General features: G+C 68.6%; 21 protein-coding genes and 2 pseudogenes. 10 read left to right on the top strand and 13 right to left on the bottom strand.

Translation table 11 applies throughout. The features are described from left to right. Positions 1–195 precede the first annotated feature (195 nt). The 3 genes from OHA98_RS20470 to OHA98_RS20460 all read right to left on the bottom strand — a co-directional run bounded on the left by OHA98_RS20470 (position 196) and on the right by OHA98_RS20460 (position 2,526). The gene (locus tag OHA98_RS20470; RefSeq protein WP_266928033.1) at positions 196–621 is read right to left on the bottom strand and encodes a hypothetical protein; all 426 of its coding nucleotides are present in this window, start codon (positions 619–621) and stop codon (positions 196–198) included. 89 nt (positions 622–710) lie between these two features. Beyond that, complete coding sequence (locus tag OHA98_RS20465) at positions 711–1,241, bottom strand: transposase (RefSeq protein ID WP_266930822.1); 531 nt, start codon at positions 1,239–1,241, stop codon at positions 711–713. A gap of 490 nt (positions 1,242–1,731) precedes the next feature. Then, positions 1,732–2,526: an APH(3')-V family aminoglycoside O-phosphotransferase gene (locus OHA98_RS20460; protein WP_266928031.1), complete on the bottom strand. Its 795-nt coding sequence runs from the start codon at positions 2,524–2,526 to the stop codon at positions 1,732–1,734. A 356-nt stretch (positions 2,527–2,882) separates the two neighbouring features. Here OHA98_RS20460 and OHA98_RS20455 point away from each other — a divergent pair, with 356 nt between their 5' ends. The 3 genes from OHA98_RS20455 to OHA98_RS20445 all read left to right on the top strand — a co-directional run bounded on the left by OHA98_RS20455 (position 2,883) and on the right by OHA98_RS20445 (position 6,328). Further along, positions 2,883–4,625 carry an endo-1,4-beta-xylanase gene (locus tag OHA98_RS20455; protein WP_266928029.1) on the top strand — a complete coding sequence of 581 codons (1,743 nt, stop codon included), beginning with the start codon at positions 2,883–2,885 and terminating at the stop codon, positions 4,623–4,625. Positions 4,626–5,115: 490 nt separating this feature from the next. Then, complete coding sequence (locus tag OHA98_RS20450) at positions 5,116–5,511, top strand: DUF6415 family natural product biosynthesis protein (RefSeq protein ID WP_266928028.1); 396 nt, start codon at positions 5,116–5,118, stop codon at positions 5,509–5,511. 364 nt (positions 5,512–5,875) lie between these two features. Next, positions 5,876–6,328, top strand: coding sequence for a hypothetical protein (locus tag OHA98_RS20445; protein WP_266928026.1), 453 nt, complete (start codon positions 5,876–5,878; stop codon positions 6,326–6,328). A gap of 93 nt (positions 6,329–6,421) precedes the next feature. Here OHA98_RS20445 and OHA98_RS20440 read toward each other — a convergent pair whose 3' ends face one another. Continuing rightward, entirely contained in the window at positions 6,422–6,910 is a 489-nt protein-coding gene (locus tag OHA98_RS20440; RefSeq protein WP_266928025.1) for a helicase associated domain-containing protein, read from the bottom strand. Between OHA98_RS20440 and OHA98_RS42940 the strand changes: the two genes are divergently transcribed. Then, positions 6,804–7,166, top strand: a complete 363-nt coding sequence (locus OHA98_RS42940; protein ID WP_353962254.1) for a three-helix bundle dimerization domain-containing protein — start codon at positions 6,804–6,806, stop codon at positions 7,164–7,166. The genes OHA98_RS20440 and OHA98_RS42940 overlap by 107 nt on opposite strands. 859 nt (positions 7,167–8,025) lie before the next feature. Here the strand turns inward: OHA98_RS42940 and OHA98_RS20430 are convergent. From OHA98_RS20430 to OHA98_RS20420, 3 genes and pseudogenes are all read right to left on the bottom strand, one after another. Further along, positions 8,026–9,973, bottom strand: a pseudogene (locus tag OHA98_RS20430) (copper resistance CopC/CopD family protein). Positions 9,974–9,985: 12 nt separating this feature from the next. Continuing rightward, positions 9,986–10,438, bottom strand: a complete 453-nt coding sequence (locus tag OHA98_RS20425; protein WP_266928021.1) for a copper chaperone PCu(A)C — start codon at positions 10,436–10,438, stop codon at positions 9,986–9,988. A gap of 164 nt (positions 10,439–10,602) precedes the next feature. After that, positions 10,603–11,406 (bottom strand): hypothetical protein, encoded by an 804-nt coding sequence (locus tag OHA98_RS20420; protein WP_266928020.1) that lies wholly within the window; start codon positions 11,404–11,406, stop codon positions 10,603–10,605. Between the two features lie 544 nt (positions 11,407–11,950). On the opposite strand from OHA98_RS20420, the gene OHA98_RS20415 reads away from it, so the two are divergent. Continuing rightward, positions 11,951–12,133: a hypothetical protein gene (locus OHA98_RS20415; RefSeq protein ID WP_266928018.1), complete on the top strand. Its 183-nt coding sequence runs from the start codon at positions 11,951–11,953 to the stop codon at positions 12,131–12,133. Positions 12,134–12,930: 797 nt separating this feature from the next. Then, positions 12,931–13,179 carry a hypothetical protein gene (locus OHA98_RS20410; RefSeq protein WP_266928017.1) on the top strand — a complete coding sequence of 83 codons (249 nt, stop codon included), beginning with the start codon at positions 12,931–12,933 and terminating at the stop codon, positions 13,177–13,179. Positions 13,180–13,578: 399 nt separating this feature from the next. Here OHA98_RS20410 and OHA98_RS20405 read toward each other — a convergent pair whose 3' ends face one another. After that, a complete protein-coding gene (locus OHA98_RS20405; protein ID WP_266928016.1) occupies positions 13,579–13,749 on the bottom strand; it encodes a hypothetical protein in 171 nt (56 codons plus the stop codon). 799 nt (positions 13,750–14,548) lie between these two features. Between OHA98_RS20405 and OHA98_RS20400 the strand changes: the two genes are divergently transcribed. Further along, positions 14,549–16,300: a dihydroxyacetone kinase subunit DhaK gene (locus OHA98_RS20400; protein ID WP_266928015.1), complete on the top strand. Its 1,752-nt coding sequence runs from the start codon at positions 14,549–14,551 to the stop codon at positions 16,298–16,300. A gap of 37 nt (positions 16,301–16,337) precedes the next feature. Here OHA98_RS20400 and OHA98_RS20395 read toward each other — a convergent pair whose 3' ends face one another. After that, entirely contained in the window at positions 16,338–16,994 is a 657-nt protein-coding gene (locus OHA98_RS20395; protein ID WP_266928014.1) for an HAD family phosphatase, read from the bottom strand. Positions 16,995–17,561: 567 nt separating this feature from the next. On the opposite strand from OHA98_RS20395, the gene OHA98_RS20390 reads away from it, so the two are divergent. Continuing rightward, positions 17,562–17,771: a DUF5133 domain-containing protein gene (locus tag OHA98_RS20390; RefSeq protein WP_266928012.1), complete on the top strand. Its 210-nt coding sequence runs from the start codon at positions 17,562–17,564 to the stop codon at positions 17,769–17,771. A 361-nt stretch (positions 17,772–18,132) separates the two neighbouring features. Here the strand turns inward: OHA98_RS20390 and OHA98_RS20385 are convergent, their stop codons facing one another. Further along, the gene (locus OHA98_RS20385; protein WP_266928011.1) at positions 18,133–18,366 is read right to left on the bottom strand and encodes a hypothetical protein; all 234 of its coding nucleotides are present in this window, start codon (positions 18,364–18,366) and stop codon (positions 18,133–18,135) included. Positions 18,367–18,448: 82 nt separating this feature from the next. Continuing rightward, positions 18,449–19,333, bottom strand: coding sequence for an ISL3 family transposase (locus tag OHA98_RS20380; protein WP_266928010.1), 885 nt, complete (start codon positions 19,331–19,333; stop codon positions 18,449–18,451). 292 nt (positions 19,334–19,625) lie between these two features. On the opposite strand from OHA98_RS20380, the gene OHA98_RS20375 reads away from it, so the two are divergent. Further along, a complete protein-coding gene (locus OHA98_RS20375) occupies positions 19,626–20,606 on the top strand; it encodes a phosphotransferase (protein WP_266930820.1) in 981 nt (326 codons plus the stop codon). A 151-nt stretch (positions 20,607–20,757) separates the two neighbouring features. Here OHA98_RS20375 and OHA98_RS20370 read toward each other — a convergent pair. After that, a pseudogene (locus OHA98_RS20370) lies at positions 20,758–20,865 on the bottom strand (AAA family ATPase); the annotation flags it as partial. Positions 20,866–20,917: 52 nt separating this feature from the next. Here OHA98_RS20370 and OHA98_RS20365 point away from each other — a divergent pair. After that, positions 20,918–21,118, top strand: coding sequence for a hypothetical protein (locus OHA98_RS20365; RefSeq protein WP_266928009.1), 201 nt, complete (start codon positions 20,918–20,920; stop codon positions 21,116–21,118). A gap of 257 nt (positions 21,119–21,375) precedes the next feature. Here OHA98_RS20365 and OHA98_RS20360 read toward each other — a convergent pair whose 3' ends face one another. Next, positions 21,376–21,504, bottom strand: coding sequence for a hypothetical protein (locus OHA98_RS20360; RefSeq protein WP_266928007.1), 129 nt, complete (start codon positions 21,502–21,504; stop codon positions 21,376–21,378). Positions 21,505–21,519: the final 15 nt, after the last annotated feature.

Below are 21,519 nucleotides of genomic sequence, written 5' to 3'. Positions count from 1 at the left end.
CGTCGAATCCCTCTTCCTCACGTTCTTTGGTACATCAGCCATGCCGGCGGGCTGCCCGAGACGTTGCCAGTACAAGCAGCGCGGCCACATGTTCGTGGCACAGCCCGACAAAGACTGCCCTGCCCCGTTCGAGCCCGCTACACTCCCTACACCCAAGCCGCTGACCAGTACTAATGAAGAAGTCCGGCGGGAGTATTAGGTAACGGCGGAGATTGCGGTCACGAAGCAGTGAGGCTCGTCGGCGGTGAAGTAGCAGTGCACCCAACCTGTGGTTGTGACGACGGTCTCACCCGTGTGCAAGAGGCCGGAGGACCATCCAATGCCCACTTGGTCGAGGGCGCGGGTGAACTCCTCAAGCGTGGTGGACTGGTCGATCCTGGAACCTGACAGATCGAGCGGGCCGGTGCGCTCAACCTCGAACTGCACGCACATCAGTTCAGCATCTTCGAACAGGAACTCCACTCCGCCGGCGAAGAGCCCAAACGAGTCGTAACTGGGGTCTATCTCCTGCCGTACGGTTGTCAGCCCCAAGGCCACCGCTGCCTTCCTCACCTCGGCCTCGTCGGAATTGAAAGCGGCACCGACTGCTCCGGTGGCCAGGAAGTCTACGAAGTCAAACACGAACCCTCCCTATCGGCTCCGCTCATGCCGATGAGCGGGCGCGATGGTGTTTACCTACTGAGGTTGAACTCGGGATGTGGTGCTGCTGATCAGGTGGGTCGGATGGTCAGGCCGGTCTCGGTGAGGCAGCCGTCTATGAGGTGGCTGCGGTACTGAATGTGCCGCAGGTCGCGCCGGACGGTCTGGACGAGGTGTTCGGGGGTGCTGAAGGCGACGTTGGAGAGCCATCCGCGCCGTAGGAGTGACCGGATGCCTTCGACGCGGTTGGGGTCGGGTGCGTAGGGCGGCAGGCAGTAGATGGTCAGCCGGTCCCGGGATGCGGCGAGCTCCCGCAGTCCGGCGGCCTTGTGGACGTCGAGGTTGTCCCGGATGAGCACGATCGTGCCGCCGAGCTGCTGGTGGGCGGCGATGAGCAGGTCGCGGTAGTCGCGCCAGGAGAAGCTCCCGCGCCCGTCACGCCGGCCGTCGTCGCGGCGGGGCCGGTGGATCAGCCTTGACCGGTGTCCGGGTCTGCAGCAGGTCGGAGCGGCGATGGATATGCGTCTGCGGGAACGTCCGCGGACTCGGACCGCCGGGGTCCGGCCGCGTGGGGCCCATGCCTTCGCGTGCGGCGGCGTCATGGAGAAGCCGGCTTCGTCCTCGATGACGAGCCAGGCTCCACGCGCCGCCGCGAGCCTTCCGCGCGGGGCCGCACCTCCTTGGCCCACCCCCGCGACCGCATCGTCGTCCCGCTCCATCGCTCTGCGGGCCGGGACCTGGCAGGACCACCCGTTACGCACCAACAGCTTCCGCACTCACGACCCCGCACCACCCGCACTGGGGCCCGTGCCTGCTCCGGCCAAAGCGCCGGTACCCACCGCGCCCGCATCTGTGCCTGCTCCGGCGGCCGTGGCCGTGCCCGCCGCACCACCTGTGCCTGCTCCGGCCGCGGCTGCTGCGCCTGCTCCGGTTCCACCAGTCGCCCCCGTCCCCGTCCCCGCACCTGCCCCCGTCCCCGCACTGGCCCGTGGCGCGTACCCGGCCGGTCCGCACCTTGGAGGTGGTGTGTACTGGGCGACGCGTGTCCACGGGGGAGATGCGTGTGGCCGGCACCCTCAGTCCGCGATGCGGTTAGAAGAACTCGTCGAGCAACCGGTAGAAGGCCATTTTGTCCTTGTCGATGCCGGGGTCGTCGTACAGCCCGAGGAACTGCTCGGTGTACTTGGGGCCGAACCAGGGGTCCTCGTCGATCGCCAGCTCACGGGCGGTCAGGGCGAGGTCGGCGTGGCGGTCAGCGAGGCCGAGGCGGCCCACGTCGATCACTCCGGTGACCTCGCACGTCACGGGATCGAGCAGGACGTTGTTCGGGCAGAGGTCCCCGTGGCAGACGACCACGTCCTCTGTCTCCGGCTGAGTGCGGTCGAGTTCGGCCAGGAGTTGCGCACCGGACCAGCCTTTGCGCTCCTTGCCCACGTCATCGAGGTCCACGAGCCCCTCACGCAGATTGCGACGGGCCTCGGCAATCGCCACGGACAGCGAACGGTCGAAGGGGCACCTGTCCGCGGGCAGTTCGTGCAGAGCGCGGGTGAGGCGTGCCATGGCCTCGACAACGGCGAAGCGTTGGTGCTCTGGCCACTCCTCGGCAGCCGAGACACCGGGTACAGCCTCGGTGACAGTCCAAACGAAGGCATCGTTGCCGCCACGCTCGGCGATGCGGGGTACCGGAATGCCGTGACGGGCCAGCCATTCGAGCCGATCAGCTTCGCCGGCCAGGTCGAAAGCCGGGTGTTCCGGGGCGCGCGGCGCGATCTTCGCGTACAGGTCGCTCTGCTGTCCGGTGAGGCGGAAGACGAAGGCACCCGAGTCCCCTTCGGTCACAGGGGTCCACTCATGATGGGGGTACTTGTGGCGCAAGGGGTTCTCCATAGCGCCACATTTTGGCAAGACTGCTCAGATTCTGACATTTCTTTTCGCCCCCAGCCCGCCGCCCGACTGCCGTCGCACCAGATGCGATTTCTCGGTTTCGGGACAGTGGTGGTGAGAGACGGTCGACAGTGGTGTGTTGTCACGGACAGCGGCGGTTTCGGGATGCGGTTCGCTGTCTTGGGAGTGAGAAGCAACACGCGTGTTTGACGCGCCTTCCGCGCAGGCCAGAACGACCCGGGCCCGCTCCGCCACACGAGCTGGGACGTGCCACACAAGGCCGCCGTACCTCATGTGTGATGAACTATGGTCCGGTTTCGAGACGTTGATCACGTCTCGGCAAGAAAGCGGGAGGGATCGTGAACCTTGGCGGGGGGACGTGGCAGCGGCTTACCGCCGTGGTGCTCGTCATGGCGGTGGCGGCCGGGTGTACGGGGCAGAGCGAAGGGCCGGAGGGCGGGAACGACACAGACCTGCTGCGGAACCATGACTGGACGCAGATGCCGGGCACCACTGCGCGGAACGACGTCCTGCGGGTCAGCGCATCGGATCGGCACATCGTGGAGCAGGACTCCTCCGGTGGCCAGCCCAATCCCCCGCTGAACCTGGCCGGCCCGCATCTGAGGTCCGATGGCGACTTCACCGTCACCGCGCGCATGTCCGGTGTGGGTGACGACGCCGGCGACTCATGGCTGCGGCTGTACGGACGGGTACCGGTCATCTACGACGAGTGGCGGCAGGAGCTGCCCTCACTCCGCGTCGGCGTGACCGCCGACGGACAAGTGAAGGTACAGATATGGGACGGCGAGGGCGACGAGCCTGCCACCTCCAAGGTTTTCGACTGCGGCTGCTCCGGGACGGTGAGGCTCGCCGTATCGAGCATCGGTGACACCTTCCGCGTGAAAGCCGACGGGCGGCGGCTGGGAACCGTGCAGGACCCGGGGGTGTTCGCCGAGGGCACTGTCTGGTTCGGCCTGGAGGCGGACGCGGGCGAAGACGAGCGCCGCGAGGGATGGCGTCTGACGCAACTGATCGCGCGGGCCGAGAGCGGTGACTCGCTACGCGTGGTCAACGCGCCGCAGCTGCGCCAGGAGCAGTCCGACGACTCGCTGCGTGCGCGGGCCGCAGACGTGGGGCGGCCGTTCGACGTCGGCGCCGCCCTGGCCGAGAACCCGCTGCTCACCGACTCCCGCTACCGGGCGCTCGCGGGGAGCCAGTTCTCCATGCTCACTCCGGAGAACGCGTTCAAGCCACAGTTCCTCCACCCGCGCCGGGGCGTCTATGACTTCCGCGACGCGGACCTACTCGTACGCTTCGCCCGCGCAAACGACATGAAGGTGCATGCGCACACTCTCGTCTGGCACGAGGCTCTGCCCAACTGGATGCGGGAGAACGACGATCCCGGGGAGGTGCGCCGGACCATGCTCCGGCACATCGCCGTGGTCGCCGGTCACTTCAAGGGGAAGGTTGCGGAATGGGACGTGGTCAATGAGCCCATGTCCGACGACGAGAAAAGCTACACCAACGGGGATCTCGGTCTGCGCTCCGAGCAGAGCCCGTGGTTCGAGGCCATGGGCGAGAAGTACATCGACGAGGCTTTCAGGGCCGCCCACCGGGCCGATCCGAAGGCACGGCTGTTCGTCAACGAGTACGGGGTCGAGGAGGAAGGCGAGCGGTGGGACGCCCTTTACGATCTGGTCAAGCGGCTCAAGGAACGCGGCGTACCGATCGACGGCGTAGGTTTCCAGAACCATGAGTACGCACCCGGCGACCGCATCGCCCCGGAGACCTTCCGCAGCCATGTGCGGGATCTGGCGGAGCTCGGGGTCCAGGCGCGGGTGTCGGAGATGGACGTCCCCATAGGCGAGGATGAGGAGGACGGGCAGGAGATCCAGGCTGACGAGATGGTGGGCAAGCTGCGGGTCTGCCTGGAGGAGCCGAACTGCACATCGTTCTCCACATGGGGATTCACCGACCGGTACGGTTCCACCGCCGACACCAAGATCTATCCCCCGCGCACGGCCGATTCTCTGCCGTGGGACGCGGCCCTGCGGCCGAAGCTGGCGTACGAGCGCCTGATCGAGGCCTTTGACGAGGCGTGAGACATCAGGGTCCGATCTCCCGGTTTGGTGTCGGTGCTGGGGTTGTCATTGTCATAGGGCGGGAGATCTGGGTGGGGGATCGCTGTCGTGGGGCTTTATCTCACTACAGGTGATGCTGTCCCAGGTTCGAGAGTTCTGGCGTGTCTGGCCGATACCGCGGTCAGACACAGCGGCTTCCAGGCCCATTCCACCCCGAGTTCGGTGAGGGCGTCGCGCTGCTCGGGCGGCTTGTCCCGCCAGGTCTTGGACTCGGTGTCCCGTACCACCCGGCCGGGCCTGGTGTCCGCTCCGGCAGTTGCTCGCTTGTGCTGGGCGAGTGTGGCATCCCCGCCCGAACGCCCGGCTGGCCGTCCTGGTCTGGAGCGGTGGGTGGGGGTTGCGCAGGGTTTGCAGTCGGGGGAGACCCATCCGGTGGGGGTGGCGGCGGCGATTGAGCATCAGGTGGTGGCTGGCCGCCTGCGATTTCGTGAGATCCCTGGGGTGAGGGCTGATGAAACCGAACACGCACACTGTTCTCCATGACCCGCGCGGGTTGTTCGGTGCCCGGTTGCCCCTGGATCGCGCCCCCTACGAGTGTTTGGTCGCCGCGGTCCTGTCCTGGGCCGACCGGGTTGCCCTCACCCCGCACGACTTCGAGCAGATCGCCCTGCAGCTGACCGGTCACGCCCGCGCCGTCGCCACCGACGTCCGCCACCACACCGATCTCCTGGACGAGGACACCGGCCCCCGCGCCCTGGCCGAGATCATCCTCGCCGAAGCCCAACGCCGCCTGAGCACACCTCACCAGGGCACCCTGCACTGCGTGCAGAACCGGGCCCGCCTCATCCGCGCCCTCTACGAACGCCTCGACCGCCTCCAGACCGCCCCGGGCAACGCGACCACCTGAACCGCCACCGGCCACCGCAGCCGACAGCACGAGACCCCGGCGCTTCGCCCAGGTGCTCTCTGTGCGGTGCCGTTCCGCCGGTTCAATGACCGGCCACGGCTGGTGTTACGCCCTCTCCATCGGGGGCGATGCACATTATCTGTAGTCAGGTGTCCGGTGAGATCGGCCGGCGCGTTCGTGGCCAATGCCGTTATGCGGGCTGCCGATGACTGGGAAAGTCTGGGGGGCTTCCTCAAGGGGGTGATGAAGGTCTTACTTCCCACGCTACTGAAGATTATTTCCCGTCGTCCTTCACGGTGTCCGCGCACAGGTCGCACAACGAAATCAGTTGCCGAGGAGCCTGGGTATGCGGTGTTATCCGCCCATGGGCAGAGACGCGGAGGTCATCGTGCTGGCGCTGTGGGCGGACGAGGTCATGGAACCACTGACGCGACAGGACACAGAGCGCACCTGGTGGGGACATTTCGCGCCGATCCAGGGTCAGTGGGGAGGCTTCGGCTTCGGATGGGCCGCGGAGTTCGAGAAGGTGCGGAACCGCACCGGCCTGCTGAAGCACCTGGAGTCCCTCGCCTGGCCTTGTCCCGGAAGCGTGCAGGTACTGATCCATGATCAGGACGACGACTGCTTCGGCCTGTGGATGCTCCATGACGGCAAGCTGGTGGAGGTCGACCTTCCGCGGACCCAGCGGATCCACCAGTCGGCCCCACCCAATCAGGACTTTGCACCCGACCCGGGATACCTGATGCGCACCGACCTGGACCACCCTGTGCCCGAGCCGATCCCGGAGGAACTCCGCGATCCGCGCCCGGCCTGGTAGAGCCTGACACTCCGCGATCACGCTTGAACGAGCATGAAAAAGTATCGAACTCCGCCCGCAGAGATACGACTTCCCCGAGATCGGCTGCCGCTGTCACGCCCACTCCACCCCGAGCCCGGCGAGGGCCTGGTGCGGTTCCTGAGTGAGCTTGTCGCGTCGGCTTTTGGTGTTGCTGATGAACACACCGAGTTTCACGACGTGCTTCTGGCCGTCGATGTCGACGGGCTCCTCGTGCTTCCTCGGGACCGGCCGTTCGTGTCCTTCGCGTTGGAGGTACTGGGCGAGCGCGGCGACTCCCCGCCGGAAGGGTGCCGACAGCCCGCCCGCCCCCTTCGCCGCGCGTGCTGTCACCGGGGCGGGTTCCGGCTCGGCGGGTGTCACACCGAGCCCGCCGAGCCACTCCTGCTGCTCACCGCTCAGCTGCGCCCAGGTCTGCGCCTTCCGTTGCTGCGCAAGCCACCTCCCGAGGTCCCCCGTGCTCCACCGCATCGCCGTCCGGTACGCGGGCGGCTCCGCCCCGGAGACCGTCGTGTCGTACGTCGAGGACTGCCACGCCCTCCTCGCCGCGCGGGCGACCGTCACCAGGCACCTGCCCCTGCTCGCCGGACGCTTCGCCACCGGGCGTCTGGACGCCCTGGCGCGCGCCGACGCACTCTCCCCCGCCGCGGAGCCCCCACGTGCTGTTCGTCTGCACCGAAAATGTGGGCCCGCTCCCAACTCGCGGCCGCGCTGCTGCGCCGAGTCGTCGCCCCGTCGGTGCGCACCCACAGCGCGGGCACCCTGCCCAGCCAGCGCATCGACCCCACGGCCAGGCGCCTGCTCGACGAGATCGGACTGACCCCCGGGCATCGAGTTTCCCAAGCCGCTGACCCACGAGATGGTCCGTGGCGCCGACATCGTGATCACCCTCGGCTGCGGCGACGCCTGCCCCGTCCTGCCCGGCCGCCGCTCTACGAGTGGAACCTGCCCGACCTCAAGGGTCTGGACATCGAAAGCGCCCGCTCGGTGCGCGACGCCCTCACCGCCCGCGTTGAACGGCTCGCTGCGGAACTCTCTGCCGGCCAGGCTCCGTAGCGAAGAATTCGTCCGGCACGCTCGGAGAGCTTCCATCCTGAACCAGCTGCCGGTGCAGGTGACGTGCACAGTGTTCCCCCAACGGCCGACTGGGAGTTGCAAGATTTCCCGACGTGACGCGCTCGGGATTCGGTCGCACGCACTCGAACTTCGCTGCCACAGGGCGGCCCTGTGCGGCCCGCTCGTCAGGAGGGTGCAGGACCCGCCCCCGACCCGACCGCCGTCACCGACGCCGAACTGGACGAGCTGCTCGCGCTGATCGAGGACCCCCCCGATCTGAGGGATCATGGAAGGGCGCGCCGACCGCGGTCAGCGAGGCCGGCCCGTCGGGCCGGGTCGCTGCATAGCCGGTCGCACCGCCTGCCGCGCCCAGGACCAGCCCGGTCGCGCTGGCCACGCCAGCCCGGTCGCGCCGGCCACGCCAACGCTGCCGAGCAGCCGCCGGGAGATGGCGCCGCCGCCCCGGGCTCCTCTGTCCGCGCCGCCCGCGGAGGGTTCATTCCTGTCGGTGGAGTCCCCGCTGCCCGCGGAGGGTTCTTCGCTGCCGGTGAAGTTACCGCTGCCTGCGGAGGTCTTCCTGTTAGCCGGTGAGTTCCTGTTGCTGCCTCCGCTCACGATCCTGCTCAGCCGATCTTCACGTTTCTGTCGATGGTCGTCTGACCGATGTCCGACGTGCGTACGGTCACCGCTACCTTCCAGTCGCCCGCCATCGGGATCTGGACGTCGCTCGCGGTCCAGTGGCCCTTGGTGACCTGGGCAGGGATGACGGGAAGCGGGCCGATGTCCTTGGACTCCAGAGTGAAGGCGAGCTTCACTTCGGGGACATCCATGGCCTTGCCGTCGGTGCTGTCGATCCAAATGTGGAGCTCATTGGTGCCGGTACAGGCGGAGTCGATCTCCATCCGCACCGTTCCCTTGCCGTCCCTTGCCGTCCCTGGCGCCCGTGTCGAAGGGCGGCGTCAGATTGACCAGGCGTGCGGCTGCGGGAGCGGTTGCTGCCGTGGAGCTGCGGGCCGCTTCCTCCTCGGTACGTGCCGGCTCGGTCGAGGTCAGTGCGGTCGTCACGGCCAACAGCGCCACGGCGACTCCGACTTCCGCCAGCACCGAACGGCGCAGCCCGGACCGGTCGGGGTCGGCGTCGCGGATCCGCTTCTTCTCGACGGTGGCCATGGCTGCCCTCTGCCGGGCGAGCTGGGCCGCCCGCACGGGGTCCTCGGTGGCAGGCGGCGGTGGGACCGAGGCGGCCTCCTCGACCTCTGCCCCGGCCTCCTCTCTCTCCGCGTCGGCTCCGTTCGTGACCAGTCGTGCGGTCCAGCGGCGCGATATCCAGGCGATCCCGACCAGGACGGCGACGAGACCCACCTTCACGAGCAGCAGTTGCCCGTACCTGGTGCCGGTCAGCGCGGACCAGGTGCCGACTTGGCGCCAGGACTGGTAGATCCCGGTGGCGGTGAGCACGAGCACGCTGCCGAACGCGACACGGGAGAAGCACCGTACCGCCGATACCTCGATGCCCGGCGTCCGGTACAGCGCGACCAGCAGGGCTGTCAGCCCGCCCAGCCAGGCCGCGACGGTCAGCAGGTGCAGTATGTCGACCGGGATGGCGATGCCCGGCTGGATCCCGGCCGAGGCGTGTTCGGCGAGCGCCCAGGTCCCGGCGATCCCCGCAGCGATCACGGTGCCGCCGATGGCCAGTCCGACGGTGAGGTTTTTCTTCTCGCGTCCGTCCTCGTGCTCCGCGAACGCCCCGAACAGCACGGCGATGAACAGTGCGGAAGCGCCGAGCAGCAGCAGCCGGAAGACGAGCGCCGCCCCGGGCTTGGTGTCGAGCACGGCCTTCAGGCCGTCGAGGTCGAAGGCGTCCGGGAGGTCCCCGGAGCCGGTGTACGGGTAGCGGAGAAGGAGCATGGCCAGGGTGGCCACGGTGAGGGTCATCCAGCCGCGTACGACCAGGCGTTGCAGCGGGCGGGATCCCGCCCCTCGCTGCCAGCACACGAGTATAAAGGCCGCGCCTCCGGCCAGCAGGATGAAACCGGCGTACGCGGCATAGCGTGCGATGCAGTAGAGGGCGCCGACGAGGCCGCCCCCCGCCGCGTCGGCCGGGAGGGCGACGGTGGTCCCGGAGGGGGCTCCTACGGAGAAGGTGAAGGCGCCCGAGATGGGGTGGCTGCCCGCCGAGACAGCCTGCCAGGCGACGGTGTACGTGCCGTCGGGCAGCCCGGTGCGGAGCGGGACGCTGTAGTTCATGGTGGAGCCGCACTGCAGATTACGCGGCGCGGCGCCGGTGTCGGCGCGTTCGCCACTGGGGTCCAGGATCCGGACGGAGTCGTCGCTGAGGGCGACGTTCTCGGAGAAGGTGAGGCTGATCGCCTGGGGAGCGGCAGCGACCACCGCCCCGTCCTTCGGATCGCTCCCGGTGAGTGCGGCATGCGCGGACGCGGGGCCCGCGCCGCCCAGCAGCAGGCCGAACACCGTGCCGACAAGGGCGGCGAGGAGTGCGGCCGCGGCGAGTGGCCGACGTAGCGCGGGAATGGACGGGGCCGATCCGAAGTGCGGGGCGGTGGCTGTCATCGAGTCAGTACCTCAGTGTTTCTTCGGAGCGTGGGTGGTCTCCTTCACGGGAAGGTCGACCTTGATCGTGTCGGCCTTCTCGAAGTGCAGCTCCACGGGCACCTTCTCGCCCACCTTGGGCTGCTTCTTGAGCTTCATGAACATGATGTGGTTTCCACCGCGTTCCAGATCCAGCTGACCGCCTGCGGGCACCTCGAAGGACGTCACCTTGCGCATCTTTCCGTTCTTCGTCTCGTGGATCGTGACGTCGTCCGAGATGGGGCTGGTGACCGAGGTGAGCCGGTCGGATATGTCGCCGCTGTTCTTCACGGCGAGGAAACCGCCTGCCATGTCGCTGACGGGCTGCGGCATGAACGCGCCGCTCACCTTCAGCTCGGGCTTGCTGTCCGAGGTCGAGCACCCCGCCAGCGTCAGTGCGGTGGTGAGGGCGATGGCGCCGGTGAGGGCGATACGGGAAACATTCATGAAGGGGCACTCCACTGAAGCACGAAGGGTGTCCGGCGCGCGGGTGCGCGACGGCATCGCGAGACCTCTTCCCCACGTGTGTGCACGGCTCGTACGGCACCGACTCGTCCGCGCCGGGTGGTCCGTGCGTCGAGTGGTGCGTGTATCGGGTGAAGGGTGTCGCGTCAGACTGCGAGCGCGTATGCGGGGGGCGGACCCCGCCTGATCACCATGTGCTGCAGCGGGTCTCCGGTGGCGGGTGCCGGGGAGTCGCCCGCGGTACGAGGGGTGCGCGGACCGGTCGCCGGGCCCTCGGGAAGTTCGACGCGCAGAGCGTTCACGAGCGAGAGCGCGGCGCGCAGAGCTCGCAGCCGGGCCCCGGCCGCGATCTGCTGGGCGCCGTGTGCGGACAGACGGGCCAGCCGGAACAGGGCGATCTCGCCCCGCCGAAGCAGCCAGCCGGTGACCATGGCGGCCAGCAGGTGGCCGAGCAGCATGGGCAGGCTGGGCAGCAGACCGGCGAGGCCCGCCGGGTCCGAACCGGCCACGGAGGCCATGTGCTGGTGTTCGAGGGCTGTCACCGACGCCGGGTCGATGCCCGCGGCACTGATGATGCGTTGCGCTTCGGCGGTGTTCAACTGCGCCGGTTCCATGCCGCAGACGAGGCTTGCCGCGAACCGGATCAGTGGGTCGTCGCCCGTGGCGGTGTCCGCCGTGGCGGTGTGCGTACCCATGCCGAAGAGGGCGTGCAGAGCGAGCTGTCCGCCGGCCAGCACGGCGACGATGGACGGCAGTGACCGCTCGCGTCCGGCGAGCGGTGCCGCCACGGCGAAGACCCCCAGGAACCCGGCGAGCAGGCTCCACCAGGGGACGGCCGCGCAGGACGCCAGGGAGTGACCTGCCGCGGACAGCACGACGCAGACCGCGGTGAACACCGCGGCCCTCAGGAGCCGCAGACCGGCCCCGGCGCGTGCGACGGGCATAGACATGGCGGGGTCATCATCGCACCGTGCCCCGGGCCTCCCTACGGCAGGTCCGGAAGGTTGCTTTCCGTCCGATTGAAAGGGCGCGCGCATGGGTGGGGTGGAGGAAGGAGCGAGGCGAGGGGTAACGACCGGTGACAACGCCGCCAGGTGCCGCCCATCGGCACGCGACGCCGCCCCACCCATGTGCGCGACCTGTCGCCCGTCCCGACATCCAGGAGGGGGACGAGGTGATCGTAGGCGTCACTGTGCAGGGCAGGCCGACTGCCTCCGCGATCGACCAGCAGTTGCCCGCAACGCCCGGCATCAGTAACCCGCGCAGGTACAACACGCCGTTGGCCCGCAGATCGCGGCGGCGGTAGACCGGCGCGAGGTCACCGGCGCCGCCGACCAGCCCGCCGCAGCCTGAGCACCGGCCCGAAGCCCAACCAGCGCCACGCCCCGACTCACCGTCAGGCACTCACACGAAGCCGGGTTCACCGCTGGCCCTGACCTGACGGCCGAGCCAGCGGATACGGTGGCAGGGCTGACGGATCTGGGGAGGACGGATATGGACCCGTCGAGGCGGACCGTGATCAGGGGCGTCGTGTACTCGGCGGCGCTCGCGGTGCCCGGATGGCAGGAGACCGACGCGCGCCTGTCCCGGCTGGATGTCGACCCGCACGCCCGCATCGGCATGGCCGAAGTTCGAGACGGTGGTCGCGATGACGGAGCGCATCAGCACCCTGGATGACGAGTACGGCGGCCGCATGGCCCGGCCGATGGCGGCCGCATTCCTCGTCAACACAATCCGTCCCGCACCTCAAAGCGCGGGCGTCGGAGCCGGTACGGCAGGCGATGCCGGCGGCGGCCGCGGACCACCTCTGCCTCACCGGGTACATGGCGATGGACGAGCGTGAAGACGGCCTCGCACAGCGGTACTACATGAAGGCTCTCCGGACATGCCCCGACCCGGCCGAGACCCCGCTCCCGCACACAACCGGGCTCTGCCCGCAGCCATCACCCCTGGCTCCGCCCGCGACCGAAGAGACAGCCCTGACACGGTCGTTGGACAGCGCCCAACCCGCCTGCCGCACCCAGCCCGGCGCGCCCGCGCCCGCGCCAGGGGCGGTCCGCGAGCTGTTCGGCCGGTGCCGCGATCCCCCCTGCTGGCCGCAGTACCGAACCGCGCCACCCGGTGTCACGCGGTTCAGCGGTCCATGTCGGCCTCAGCGATCCGTCAGCGGGCAGGGATCGTCCAAGGGACGCGAAGGGAGCCATCCGATTGGACGATTCAGGCTCCCGGGCCGACGTGCCTGACGTGGGCAACGGCCACGGGCCGGTCGTTGTCGCGAAAGCGAGAGTTCTCAGCCGGGGTTCAGCGGCCGCTCTGGACCGGACCATCGTCTGCTGACGGTTTTGTGTTCTCGTGTTCGGGTGGTGGGGGACGATGTCTCTGTGATCAACGGGGTTGTTTCCTTACGTCTGGCGGCGAGGCGTGGCCGTCGCATTGCCCAGCTCGGTGACGCGACGGCGGGGTGGGGTGGGGAGGTGCCGGAGGATCCGGGTATCGCCGAGCTGGCCGATCTCCTCGAAGCGGCCGCTGCTGATGTTCCCGCCCGGGCCGGCGAGACCGGGCACACGGCCAGGACCCTTCTGACCGGTGCGGTCGAGGATTTGAGGGCGGCCGCCCGGCTCGGCGGCCTGCTTCCCGCCGTAACGTTGTGGCACCTGCACCGCGCCATGGAACAGGAACACGCCGCCCACCAACACCTGCACCCCCGGGCGCCCACAGGCTGAGCAGACGGTGCGCCGTCCGCCTCGCCCTCCAGCCCGCCTGCTCCGCGCACACGGCCAGCCCTGCCCCGGCCGGGCGGGCCTGCCGGCCTTGCCGCTGTCCGATGACGCCCGTACACACGGCGCCGACAGCACGAAACCCGGGTGCCCGGGGTCTCTCTGGGGCGTTCCCCGCACTACTGCGGGGGACGCCCCAGAGGTATACGTGTGCTGGCCCGGGCGAGGCGGGTACCCGGCTCTTCTGCCCCGCCCGCCCCAACCTCCTCAGCGCTGGTTGAGGCCTTCCTCTACCAGCGGGTCGGGGTATCCGAACCTTTTGCCGAGCGCCACGAACGCGTCGAGGCTGCTCGTGTCGACCGCCACGTCGTACCAGCCAGGCGAGACCGGTTTCGTATGTCATGTTTACTCCGGATAGGCGGTGTAGACGACCCAGGTCCTGGGCTTGGCGTGCCCCTTGGTGAACTTCAGCCGGATGTGCACGACGTTGCCGACAGCGACACCTTGCGGACCGTCCTTCACCCACTTCCGCCCGAGGGAGCCGCCAAATCCCGCGACGGGCACGCTGATCGTCAACAAGTCCATTCTCGGGTCGAAGCTGATGCCCTTACCGATCCGTTGCCCTACCGGATCCTCTATGTTTCCAGCTTGTTCGCGTTGCCGGACAAACGGCGACATCAAGTTCGTTCCGACACTCATTAGCGGTTGCTGTGCCCATGAGCTACTTCCGCGACGCCCTCGCCCAACCACGCGGATAGGGGTAGTGCAATCTGCCAGAGCAGTGAGGGGTCGCCCGCGACCGGGGCGGATCCCTGGGTGGCGGCGATCCTGATGCCCTCCGTCCGGGTCTCATCGGCCAGGTCTGCCAGGGCGTCCCTGGCGGCGTGTCCAAGGCCGACGGGATGGGGCTCAGCTGCCCGCTCTCGCCGCGTGCCAGTGTGAGCAGTGCCGCGATCGTCACACGCGCGATCGCCTGGTCCACGCTACTTCGTCGCCCGAGTCATCAAACAGCCCTGCCAGGACAAAATGCTCTTTGAGTCGACGGGTCGTGGCGTTGACGTTCCGTTCGCCGCCTGGCACGGGTCGTCCTGCTGAATCACCCGGGTGCGCAGGTCGAGAGGCGCAGCGAGGCGGGCCGGCCGAGGGCTCTCCCCGCGGCCACTCCTGTGGGGCCGCGCAGACTGTCACGCGCGGACAGTGCGCGACGAGCGGGGTTCTCGTTGAGACCCGTTCGTGTTGCGGCAGGCCTGCCGGAGGCGACAATGGGGTTCCGCGATGTCCCCCTGGGCGGCTGGTTCTGCAGGCCCGGCAACTGGTTGTCGGGAAGTGGCCCGTGGGGACCGTTCCTGTGAGGCGCTCGCCCCTGGAGGTCCAGATGAGCTTCTTCCTTCCTGATCGCGAGGCGGTCCTGACGGGATGCCAGGGGCTGGCGCTTTCCCATCCGGGGATCGGGGTGTGTCCGGACCCGCTGTACATGCTGGCGACCCGGCCCGCCCCGGGACGGAAGGTGGCGCTGGTGGCCGGGGGCGGCGCCGGACACGAGCCACTCGACGGCGGACTGCTGGGGCGCGGTGGCGTGGACGCCGTGGTGCCGGGCCCGGTGTTCACCTCTCCGACAGGAGCTCAGGTGGAAGCGGGAGCCCTGGCCGCCGCCGCGGTTGGCTCGCGTGGCGGTGTTCTGCTGATCGTGAAGAATTACACCGGGGACCGGATCAACTTCGCTCTCGCGGCGGAGCGGGTCCGAGCCGCCGGGATCAGGGTGGACGAGGTGGTGGTCGACGACGATCTCGCCACCGCGTGCACGGCGGCGGGGCGGCGCGGGACGGGCGGCGTGCTGGTGGTGGAGAAGATGCTGGGGGCGATGGCCGACCGGGGCGCGGACCTGGAGGATCTGACCGGGCTGGGTACCCAGGTGGTGGCCGCCACGCGGAGCCTCGCCGTCTGCGCACGCGCCCACACGTCCCCGGCGCTCAGGTCGCCCGCGTTCGCTCTGCCGCCGGGCGCTCTGGACTACGGCGTCGGGATCCATGGCGAACGGGCTGCCCGCACCGTCACTGCCTCCCGTCCGGTCGAAGACACCGTCGGCTGCATGCTCGACGAGCTGCTGGCCGATCTTCCGCGGGCCGGGGACGGGGTCATCGCCGTGATATCGGGGCTGGGAGGGACGGGAGAGCTGGAGCTGAGGGCGATCAGTGCGCTGGTCCACCTGAACCTGACCGCACGCGGGGTACCGGTACGCTCCCTGGCTACGGGCGTCTACGCCACCGCACTGGACATGGCAGGGTTCAGCATCACCCTCACCCGTCTGGCCCCGGGATGGCTGGAGCTGTGGACGGCACCCGCAGACACACCGCTGTGCCTCCCCGGCCCGGCGAACTCCGGCGGCGTGTTCCTCGAACCTCCGGAGGGGTTCGGCCGAGCTCCCCTTCACGCCACGCCCGCCGGGTCCCGAGCCGGAGGCGCCTTCCTGGACGAACTGCACCGGATATGTCTGGCGGCGCACGCAGACCTCACCGCCCTCGACCAGGCGGCGGGGGACGGTGATTTCGGCGACAACTTCTGCGGTGGCGTCACTGCCGCCGTGCAGTGTGCCTGCGAGAACCGGCTCGCGGGCACAGCCGCGCTCGCCGCAACGTTCCGTGACCGTGTCGGCGGCTCCAGCGGCCCTCTGTTCGGCCTCCTGTTCACCGCTCTGGAGCCTGCTGCCGACCACACCCCGCCCGATATCCCCCATCTTGCCGCCGCCCTTCAGCAGGCGCTCACCCGCATCAGCGCCATTGGCGGTGCGGTGCCCGGTGACCGTACTTTGCTCGACGCGCTCGCCCCCGCGGCCATATCCCTCACGGCCGCGTCACCGGGCAGCCACCACCAGCCGGTGACCAGTGCGGCGCGGGCAGCCATCGACGGCGCCCTCGCCAGCGCGGCACTTCCCGCCCGCCGAGGCAGGGCCAGTTACACCGGGGCCCACGGCACCGGGCAGCCCGATCCTGGCGCGGTCGCGATCGCCCTCGTCCTCATCGCGCTGGCGCGTGTCCACGAACCGGGCCCGGCCGCCGATCTGCCCGACCCCGCCGAGGTCACCCGCGCCGAAGACCTCGGGGAATCGCGAACTCCCGCACCAGGGTGAGCCTTCCGGTGCCCCGGGTGCGGGAATACTGGTGCCCTCAGCCCGTGGTCGCCTGGTCCCGGTTGCCCCAGCTTGCGATCCAGGCGGCCAGTACCTCGTCCTCCAGGGACTCGACCCAGGCGTCGGCGAGGGCGGCGCACTCAGGAGAAGAACCCGCGCCGACACCGACGACAGGCATCCCTGCGTGCACAGCGGACTGGATCCCGCACAGCGAGTCCTCGATGGCCAGGCACTGGGCGGGTTCCACACCCAGCAGGTCCGCCGCGCGGGTGTACACGTCGGGATGGGGCTTGGGCCGCATCCGGCCGACCGGCACCACAACGTGGCGGAAGTGCCCGAGGAGCCCCGCCGAACTCAGGCAGGCCTCCACCACGTCCCCGGGGCAGTTGCTGGCCACCGCGAGCGGCAGCTTTCCGGCTGCGGCCTCCACCACCGCCGACGCGCCGAGACACGTCACCGGCTCGGCGGAAGCCAGCATCCGGAACGCGCCCAGCAGCTGATCCGTCATCTGCGACGCCAGTTCTTTACGCCTGGCCACCTGCGCCATGAGCCTCCCGCACTCGGTGTAGTGGATTCCCTGCGACAGTTCCCAGAACTTCCTGTCCGGGACAACTCCGTATTCATTGAGAACCTGCTTGCGGGCGTCCACCCAGTGCTTCTCACTGTCCATCAGGGTTCCATCGCAGTCGAACACGACTGCTCTGGGGGACCATGTTTTTCCTCTGGATTCCAGCACTTCCTGCCTCCTTCGCGAATTCGTGCAGCCCGGTGAACCCGAACAGTGAGACGGAGGGCTCAGAACGCTGCCGTCTTCGGACTGCCTGCAGGCAGGAGAATTCCCGCCACTGCTGCACGGAATTTGCAAGGAAAGATATTCACGGAAACGCGAGAAAGGAAGAGGGTGGTCGGAAGTGAAATGAGAAGAAAATAAAGAATTCCACTCATGGAATTTAATTTACATCGCGAAAACGGACACGAAAAGGAAGGGTATGTATCGAACAGGAGCAGCCTCGGGCAAAATTTAGCAACCATGTGCCCCGGTAAGAACGTTCACCCTCCGCATGTTCCTAAACCTCGATGCAATCCCATCTCCGTCTTTCGCGGACAAGCAGGAGGTCCGGGGCAACCGCGAGGTCGCGCAACCGGTCACCCGGTCGGCGCATCGCCTTTCCCTGAACGATGTCCGTCTACGGTGGCGAGGTCCGGGCCGACACCGCACCATCGGAGAGACGCCCGACGCCACCGGACCCGAGGAGGGCACATGGCACTGAAAGCCGACCCCGAAGTCGTGCGTGAGCTGGTCCACCGCTACGACAAGCTTCAGAGTCTCGATGCACCCTGCCCGGGATCCTCAACCAACCCCGGGATCGAGGGCGTCGTCTACACCCTCTGTGTCCTGACCGGCACCCGCGACGAGCTGAACGCTCTGGCCGCCGCTCGCAGCTTGCTTGCGCACTCCGACTCATCCTGATCGGAACACATCCCGCCCTGCCCGGACCCGCTGCAAGATTCCGCCACGACCACAGACCGGTGACAGCCCCGCTCCGCTCCGGACCTGTCCACGCGGCCGCGACTGCGCCGGACATGGCCGGAAGTCCGAACGGCTGACGCCCGGTGTGCCGGGATCGGATTTCTCGATGTCCGCGAGGCACCTCAGGAGCGGGCGTGCTGATCCGGTACCGGATTCAGTACACCGACTGGGCATGTAACTGACACCGTCAGGCAGGGCCAATGCGCTCCCGGGGGTGTCGCTGCCCCGCGTCACGCGGAGGCAGAGCGTGCCGTCCGATTCCGGCGGGGCCCGGGAGCACGTCGGCACGCTTTCCATCAGGTCAAGCTGTAGGTGACGGCGGGGGTGCGCCGGTGAATGCGCTGATGAGGTGGCGGTAGACCTCGCGCGCGACGAAGCGAATACCGGTCGGTGGGGGATCCTGTCCGTTCCACCAGATCGCCAGGGACTGGACTTCCCGGCGCAGGGTTGCGTCGAGGTCATCGGCGATCAGTGTTCCCTTGCCGGCGCAGCGGTCGATGAAGTCCAGGGGTGTTTCGTGGCCGCCGAGGTTCATCGGCTGGTCATGCCGAGCTGCCGATGGATCGCGCGACGGCTGTGCCCCGCCTCCGCCAGGGCGTGGACCGTGGCGTGAACGGTCAGGGTTCGGCCGGCGAACCGATGGCCGGTCGGCCAGGGCGAGTCGGAGGACTCATGCACAGGCCTTGGCTCCGTCTCGGGTGTTTCAGGTGTCTCGGGCACCAGGACACGCAGGCATCGGCGGTGCTGGGCGATGCTCCGCTCGGTGCCTCACTGAGGTTGTGCCAGAGGTGCCACCGGTCTGCGACCTGCACGGCCTGCGGGGCGCCGACGGCGGCGCCTTCGGCGAAGAACGGCGCGCGGTCCCGGCAGACCACCTCGATTCCGGGCCGCTGGGCCAGCCACGCAGCCAGGGTCGACGACTCCAGGGCAGGCAACAGGTCGATGGGCCGGCGGGTCTCGACGTCCACAAGAACGGTCCCGTAGTGGCGGCCCTTGCGGGTGGCGCACTCGTCGACGCCGACCACCCGCGGAGCGGGCACCTCCGGTTCGGGAAGCGCGTCGACCAGTCGCAGGACTGTGCTGCGGCTGACCGCCCCGCCCACGATGGCAGCCAGGCGCGCACCGGCCTGGCCAGCCAGGGCAAGACCGATCGAGGTCAGGGTCGAGCGGAGCCGCTCGGTCCGCTGACCGTTTCTCCGGGTCAGGCCGGGTATCTGCTCGACGAACGTGCGACGTTCGCACTCAACGTTCCCGCAGGTGAACCGGCGGACCCGCAACTGGAGAATCACGCTTCTTCCCGCGCTCGGAACATCATCGGGAAATCGCAGGTAGGAGCCGTGCACCTTGGCTGACCATGCCCCACAACCCGGACATGAGGCACCAGTTGCGGTACACCGCACATCAACACGCACTATCGCGATGGTCACGTCTACCGACAGCACCGCGACGTCCGCGATCGACGGGAACAACAGCTCCTCCAGCCGGAACGAGATCTTATTCACAGCCACGAACCATCGGTCCAACCACGCATGCCACTGTTCGTTTTGAGGCAACGTACCTGGCCGCCCCAGGGAGTTCAGTCGTTACTCACAGTGCACGGACCACGCAACCTCACAACCTGAGCCAGAACCCGAGAAATGACGTCAGCGCATGGGATGGCTTGCCACCTGGTGCCCGTTCTTGAATCATGCATGGACACCTTCGGATCAATTCGTTCGGCGATGAACGATGACTCGCGTAGGCTGCCCCAGTTATCAGGGCGGAAGGCGGGTCGCGGGCGTGGCACCGAAGAAAGTGACGCGGGATCAGTTGGCGGGTGCGGCGCGGGCCGCGCTGGGCGGCGGGCGACGGCTGGAGGCGGTCGAGCGACTGGCGGGCGGCACCACGAAGGGCGTCTATCGGCTGACGATGGACGACGCCATGACGGCGATCGCCTATCTGTGGGAGGACTCCGAGAACTACTGGCCGGCCACCGAGCACGACGGCGACCTCGCCGACCCGTTCTCGCCCGGCATCGGGCTCGACCTGTTCGAGGCCGCGCACGCGCGGCTGGGGGCGCTGGGCCTTCGGGTTCTAAGGATCCACCTGGCCGATCGTGACCGCATCCACTACCCGGCCGACCTCGCGATCGTCGAGGACGTGCCCGGCGAGAAGCTGATGGACCTGCGCAACCGCGACCCGCGCGCCGCGGAGCCGACGATGACGCGCCTTACTGAGAGCCTGGCGATGATGCGCGGCCACCGGGCACCGTCCTTCGGCAAGGTCGCCCTGATCGACGCGGGCGGCACATCACGGTCGGCCTCGTGCGAGCAGGCAGCGCTCGCCTTCGCGCTGCGCTGCCTCGCCGAGGCGACCGCGCGCGACCACAGGATCGCCGACGCCCGCGATCAGCTGGAGGAGCAGCTGCGTCAGCTGACCGCGACGGTGCGGCCGCGCGCCGAGTACTCCGTCGTCCACGGCGAGCTGGGCCTGGACCACGTCATGGTCGACCGGGACGGCCATCCCGTCGTGATCGACATCGAGAACCTGCTGTACTTCGACGTCGAGTGGGAGCACGTGTTCCTACGCCTCCGCCATTCCCACAGCCAGTACCAGCAACTGGCGGTGGACGGCCTCGACGAGGACCGCCTCGCGCTCTACAAACTCACCCAGCATCTGTCGCTGACAGCCGGCCCTCTGCGCCTGCTCGACGGGGACTTCCCCGACCGGGAGTTCATGCGAAGGGTCGCCGAGCATCACCTGAACGAGGCGCTGGCGCTGGTCCCGGCGAGTTGAAGACGCGACCTGCGTGTTTGTGCCAGGGCTGGGTGATCTCCGAGGTAGTCGGCCACAAGAAGCCAGATGGGATCCTCCGGAATGACATCAGCACATGGGACGGCCCGCCGCCCGTGAGGGCGGCGGGCCGTCGAGACTGAAGCCGCAGAAGTCAGCTGGCCGCGGCCGGTTCTTCTGCCCGGGCTCGGGTGCTGGCGAGGCGGCAGGAGTCGGTGCCGGTTTCGAAGATGGTGCCGTTGCAGGTAAGGCGGTCGACGATGAGCCCCAAACATTCTGGGCAGCTTGCTGTGTCTGCCTCGTACGGTGAGGTGGTGGACGACACGATGACCGGGGTCGAGCTGCACGGCGGTCCGCTCGTTGGGTGGGTGGTGCAGGTGGACACCGGTGATCCGGATCCCTGGACCGCGATCGTCAGCGACCACGGTCAGCACCCCGGTGGCCGGTCCCTGTGCGCACCCGATACAACAGGCCGGTGGCGCTGGGTCCGGGACCTGCGGCCGGAGGAGATCTGATGGGAGAACAGCCCGTCGCGGAGCCGGGCGATACCGCCCGCCTCGATCAGCTGGCGGCCCACTGGCGAGAGGCACCGCCGGAGATCCGGCAGCGTTGCCCACCTGCTGGAAGCACTCGGCCGCCTGAACCTCCCGGACACCCCGGACGGTGCCCCGTGATGCCGACGCCGCCGACAGTATGAGACCCCGGGCGATGATGCCCGGGTTCTCTCTGTGCAGTGCCGTTCCACCGGTTCAACGACCGGCCATGTTCGGTGTCACGACCACTCCACCCCGAGCCGGACCGGTGTCCCGTTCGGCAGCTCCTCGCTCCACGACCGGGACACGACCGTCTTCCTCTCCCGCTGCTTGTACTGGGTGAGCGCGGCGACGCCCCGTCGGAGCACGGTCGGCTGCTGGCG

The sequence above is a fragment of the Streptomyces sp. NBC_00654 genome (assembly GCF_026341775.1).
Taxonomy (GTDB): domain Bacteria; phylum Actinomycetota; class Actinomycetes; order Streptomycetales; family Streptomycetaceae; genus Streptomyces.
The sequence above is the reverse complement of the archived record's forward strand: the minus strand, read 5'-3'. Positions and strand labels throughout refer to the sequence as shown.